Source organism: Leptolyngbya cf. ectocarpi LEGE 11479, from assembly GCF_015207065.1.
GTDB lineage: Bacteria > Cyanobacteriota > Cyanobacteriia > Phormidesmidales > Phormidesmidaceae > Leptothoe > Leptothoe ectocarpi.
On the sequence record NZ_JADEXP010000419.1, the window covers coordinates 1 to 5454 of the forward strand.

At 39.7% G+C, this 5454-nt stretch carries 4 protein-coding genes and 1 pseudogene; 4 read left to right on the forward strand and 1 reads right to left on the reverse strand.

Features of this window, described 5'->3' with window-relative positions:
- From IQ260_RS27335 to IQ260_RS27350, 4 genes and pseudogenes are all read left to right on the forward strand, one after another.
- Positions 1 to 1489 (forward strand): hypothetical protein (locus tag IQ260_RS27335; protein WP_193996238.1); only part of this gene is annotated, 1489 nt, incomplete at its 5' end.
- Between the two features lie 215 nt (positions 1490 to 1704).
- A pseudogene (locus tag IQ260_RS27340) lies at positions 1705 to 2108 on the forward strand (IS1/IS1595 family N-terminal zinc-binding domain-containing protein); the annotation flags it as partial.
- Between the two features lie 475 nt (positions 2109 to 2583).
- Positions 2584 to 4212 carry a hypothetical protein gene (locus IQ260_RS27345; RefSeq protein WP_193996239.1) on the forward strand — a complete coding sequence of 543 codons (1629 nt, stop codon included), beginning with the start codon at positions 2584 to 2586 and terminating at the stop codon, positions 4210 to 4212.
- A 223-nt stretch (positions 4213 to 4435) separates the two neighbouring features.
- Positions 4436 to 4768, forward strand: coding sequence for a hypothetical protein (locus tag IQ260_RS27350; protein ID WP_193996240.1), 333 nt, complete (start codon positions 4436 to 4438; stop codon positions 4766 to 4768).
- On the opposite strand, the gene IQ260_RS27355 is transcribed toward IQ260_RS27350, so the two are convergent.
- Positions 4735 to 5454: hypothetical protein (locus tag IQ260_RS27355; RefSeq protein WP_228016480.1), on the reverse strand; the 720-nt coding region annotated here is incomplete at its 5' end. The genes IQ260_RS27350 and IQ260_RS27355 overlap by 34 nt on opposite strands.

Here is a 5454-nt window from a genome sequence, read left to right on the forward strand (position 1 = left end):
ACATACTGACCATCCAGGAACATTTCTCCAGATTTTAGGTGCTTTCTCCATTACGGTGCGCCATCTCTATCAAGCTTTAGTAGCAGGAGAAACAGAGTCTATTACTTTTTCAGTTCTCCGATCACCTGAGATTTATTTATCGCTCACCAATACTGTTCTTCTAATTGGTATAGGGCTAGCTACATTTTTGGTTGGTGTTACTGCACACTCACTAAAGGTTGGCATGCCATCTGCGCTGGTGTTACAGGCATCACTATTCTTGCCTACAACCCTTGCCGTGTCGTATCGAGTAATTCCTGAACTGGTCCTCATAGCAATTTCTCAGCTGTTGGTAGCTTTCACCATTGCTTATTTATTCTCCCCAAAGTTTCGAAGGTCACGATATCCAGGTGTTCTCCTTGGTACCCTAATTGGTATTGGTATTGCGACAAAGTTTACATTCTTCCCCCTTACTTTTCTTCTGTTTGTGATGTGGCCTCGGCTAAGTAGTATTTGCGTAGCTGCAGTTACAGCTGGGATTACTTTCCTGATTACAACTTCACCTATCATCTCCTCGTATGGCAGGATGTTCGACTGGTTATTTTCACTCGCCACTCATACTGGTAAATATGGCTCAGGTGATGAGGGGTTCATCAACTTTTCCAGCATACAGAAAGATTTTAGATTTTTATATGTTAGTGACTCTATTTTCTTTAATAGCACTATTTTCTTGATAGGTCTTTACATTGTTATTAGTTTGATAATTGTTACCCTGGCTTTGCGCAAAGATAAAAGAGCAATGCGTGAAGAGAGAATGTTTAGGCTCAGTGCCTCTGTTAGAGACTGTTATCGAGCTTTAAGCTGTATGATTTTGATCCTCATGGTTCAAATAGTCACTACAGTCAAGCATCCAGGAATTCGTTACCTTATACCCTCTATGGGACTGATAAGCCTGATTTTATTTCTTGAAGGATATCTGCTCATTCACTTTATAGACAATAGGAATAGAAGCAATGGGCATCTGCTCAATCTTCGATCTTCGATACCATACGCCACTTTATCTCTTGTGGTAATTATTGGATTAAAGAGTTTTTCTGTGCACTCACAATCACTAATGAATATCACACAGCCATACCGTGATGAATCTCTAGATATGGCTGAGTTTGTCCAAACTCAGCACAGTGATTGTGTCCAGGTTGGATACTATGGAAGTTCCTCCATTACATATGCCTTGGAATTCGGCAGCTCTTTTTCTGACCGTAAGTTTGCAAGTTTACTAAGCGATCTATATCCAAATGAATATTTTTATAATATCTGGTCAAAAAAATTTGAATCCTTTGATGTTAGTGGACTTAATCTTCAGGACATTGGGAAGAGTAGCTGTTTGATTCTTAAGGGTCCACCGTTTGAACAAGGCGATGAACAGTTCTATCCCGAATTTTCTTTTAGTCCGCTGCGAACAGGACGATGGCAGTCAGTTTACATGGTTGATCAGAATAATATCAATTAAAGACTAGTGGTCCGTCAAGACTAAATTTTGGGATGAACAATTTCTGTAAGGTTTACAGAGAAAGCCTTTCGGAGATCGGCGAGCCCAATTCTTAGCTTTGATGCTGCACTAGACTATCAACTTTAGGTGGGACAAAATTGTCGGGAAGGGGAGGGCGGCACTGTCTTTCAAAAGGATGATTGCTAGAAAATAAATTCAGTTTATCTTCTAGCGAGATGATGTGCGTCTATTGTGACAGTGAGCAAGTTGTCAAGAACGGTACTAAAACCTAAAAAAACAAGTGTTGAAACGATACCTATGCAAAGATTGTGGTCGCCGTTTTAATGAGCGCAGTAGCTCTGCAGGGTGGACTATCAGTTTTATCGAGAGAGTGCGCCGCTATTGGATAGAAGCGACTGCCGGACTGAAGGATGCCCAGTTGTTTGAAGCCGATGTCAAAAGTGCCCGGGCATGAGCCGAACTGAGTGAGTGGATACACTAGCTCACTGATGGCAAGAGATGATACGGCCATGAGTTATGGAAAATTGCAAATGCCTATCTACCCCAGCATGAGACAACTAGCACCTATCTCTACCGAAAAGTGTGGCGTGAGGGATTGGCGATGCAGATCGAGGGGGCTTAAGACAAGCCTAGAGTCGCTTGGGTTAAGTAGAAGCAACCGTTTACAGCTACCAGTGCATCGAGTGATGTTTGTGCAATCATGTGGAAGCCTTTAACAGTGCCGTTTCGGCGGCAGAATGATGGCCACCTCGGCGATGGGATTCATCAAACTTCCCTTAACAATTGCTGAACTCCTCTTATGCAAAGGATTTGAGTATTTCACCCCTTCGCGGAACAGCGCCCATAAACAGACTAAAACGTATCAAGTATCCATTGTTTGGGGTGAAGTTCAGAATGGCACGCTGGTTCAGTGTAGTTAATATGAGTTAGCTGTATGAATCAGTTTGAACCAGTGCCCATAAGTGTTTTTTAAGAGAAAATAATTTACAAAAAATACAGCCTGTATATAAGATAAGGGAATACAAATGAATTAACTGCGTAAGTAGCGTACTTCGATTTTGGCAGAAGCAAATTTTATCTACTAAAAAAGTGTTATGGATAGCGAACATTCAGTCACTAATATACGTAAAAAGCGTAATTCATTATTAGTCAACATCCTAGCATTAGTCACTATTTTCTCACTTTGTTTCTTTGTCTTTTTCCAGACAGGACTTTTGTTCTCTGGCTTCAATTTATTTCTCAACGATCATCTAATGATCACGATGCACCATGAGGTCCAGCAAATTGGACTATGGGCGACTGTCGAAAGGTGGTTAATCAATGACTATAACCATGGTAGATTTCAGCCGTTCTACTACTTCCAGGATATCTTGTTAACCCAGATATTTGGGGTTAATGCAAATCTTTGGTTTGCTCACACATGTGTTCTGGCAAGTCTTACAACTTTTGCTTTATTTGCCGTTGCTCGTAATATAGGCATGTCTTTACTGACAGCTTGTATTTTTCCTGCTTTTGTCCTGGTTGGGCCTCAAGCAATCATGTGGGCCCAGCCTAGCTATCCTCAGGTTATCGGCACCTTTTTGCTGGCGATCGCCATGCTTCTAGCAGTCATTCCCACAAAAGTAGATGATCCGAGGCAGAACCTCCTATTCAATATTTTATTTGTTCTGTTTGTTCTTCTAACATCTCTTTCAAAAGAGTCATATATCATTTTTATTCCTGCCTTAATGGCAATTCGGATTTGGGCATACGCCCAGACTAGAAAAACGTCACTATACAACGCTGCTCAAAGAACATTAAAGACGAATGCCATTTTACTCGGAATAGTGATAGTTGAACTCCTGTATATTTCCCTAGTAATCGGAGTGGATGGTATGGGCTATGCTGGAATTCAAGAAGAGACATTTCAAGTTTCTAAATTCCTTAGAACTATACACACGTTTCTCTCCAACAGCTATCTCCAGATATTTGGCATTTCCTTTCTTATGTCTCTTATTCTTCTAGTTCGGAGAAGAGAGTCGATCTCAGCATTCCTCAATCATCTACTACCTGCTGTTTCCATTGCCTTTCTAATTATTTCTCCACAAATTTTACTTTATACAAAGTCTGATATTCGAGGATACTATTTGATTCCTGCAACGATTGGATCAGCACTATTGATTACATACTGTATCCATCTTTTAAGCTCCCATTCCAAGCTTGCAGCGTATTTGTTAGTTAGTTTGTCAATAGTTCTAATCTCTACAAATTTTTCAGCAGTCTGGAAAAGTTATACTTTCACGGCATATGACAATCGCAACATCAATTCTCTCTTACAGCAGACTCAGAACTGTACTACAAATCAAGATCCAATCTTAGTTGTGAGCAATCCAAGAGTGCGGTATGAGGCATCTCTAGCCACGCGTAAAATTCTTAATTACGTACATGATCGTCAGAACTTAATTTTGGCCACTTATGGGCTAGAGGGAACGGATTTCTATTCTGAAAAGTATCGAGATGCCGAGGCTATTTGGTCATTTATCGATCCTCAATATGTGTCTCAACAGTATGATGGGAAGACAATCAGTGCCTTCCAGCAAAAGCAAGAAATTATGGCAGTAATTGTCTTTGATGGACTGGATGAAGAGTTTCTCACTACTTCAACTTGGTTTAAGGAAGATAAATTTGAGAAGTCAGTATTTCCAATTACTTTTGCGCCTGCAAATCTATATTGCAAAATTTGAAGAACTTATTTTAAGCCAAAGAGGAAGCGTCCCGCTCCATATCTTTCGGCAGCCTGTTTTGCATCAGTTTGAGATGCAAAACAGGCTGCTCATTGCGATATCGCTTCAACCCTGATTCGCAGGCCTTGTTCTTTATCTATCAGATAATATTTATATCTGCTCTATGACTCTTTATAGAAAAAGTCATAGAGCTTGCCAAACACGCTCGTCTTTATTTTTTTAAGTGACTGCTCGTAGGTTTTTAACTCTTGCTGGGATTGATGTAGCTCTTGCTGGGATTGATGTAGCTCCTGCTGGGATTGATGTAGCTCCTGCTGGGATTGATGTAGCTCTTGCTGGGATTGATGTAGCTCCTGCTGGGATTGGTGTAGCTTTGCGAGCAAGTCATTTAATTGGTTTGTTTTTTGAGATAGCTGAGCTTGCAGATCACCGTGTAAACAACGCAATTCTTCGATACTTTGGTCACGGCTATGAATTATTCTCCACAGTTTTTTCTCTATATCTTCCTGTCTATCAAAAGAGTTACTCATATCCCAGCAATGAATTGGCTTTTTGAATTTTTTTATTTTGACTATATTCTATAAATTCAGCATCTATTTTTATTGAGGATGAAATCATATTTAAGTGATATCTCTTTGACTCTTGTCCTGGATTATTATCACCAGTGCACTGATGAAAAGTGTAGAATTTCTCAATAAAAGAAGAGTCATAGAATATGTTCAATGTCGAGCATATTTTTTGCAAGACACTACTGGGATTCTCACAGAAATCCTCATAATGAAATATTGGTAAGTCAGAAACTGCTTCTGCATAGGAAAGATATGCAGAAGCAAAATCATCCGTTGAAAGTCCAGAGAAGTGAGTAAAAGTCCGTTTGATAGATGATAAAACAGTTTCAGCTCTTCGAGAAAAAACTATCCCAGAAGACTGTAATCCATACTTATTTAAGTATAATTCTTGTTCCCTTGTCTCACTAGGAAAAGCCCCAACTGCAACATTAGGCAGATAATTAACTGATATCCAGTCTCTAATTATTAATTTTTTATCAGTGGCTCGTGCAAGTTGGCTTAAGTGTTCAATCTTTTCTACGTAACTTTTCCTTGTAAAGGAAGCATACTCTTCTTTAGAAATTAAACCTAACCAATCTATGGCTTGCTTCTCAACTGCTAGTACTGAAAGGTGAGGGTTCACTTCAGATAGCACTAAGTTTCCACTGATAGAGCCTAAACATCTGTTTAATAA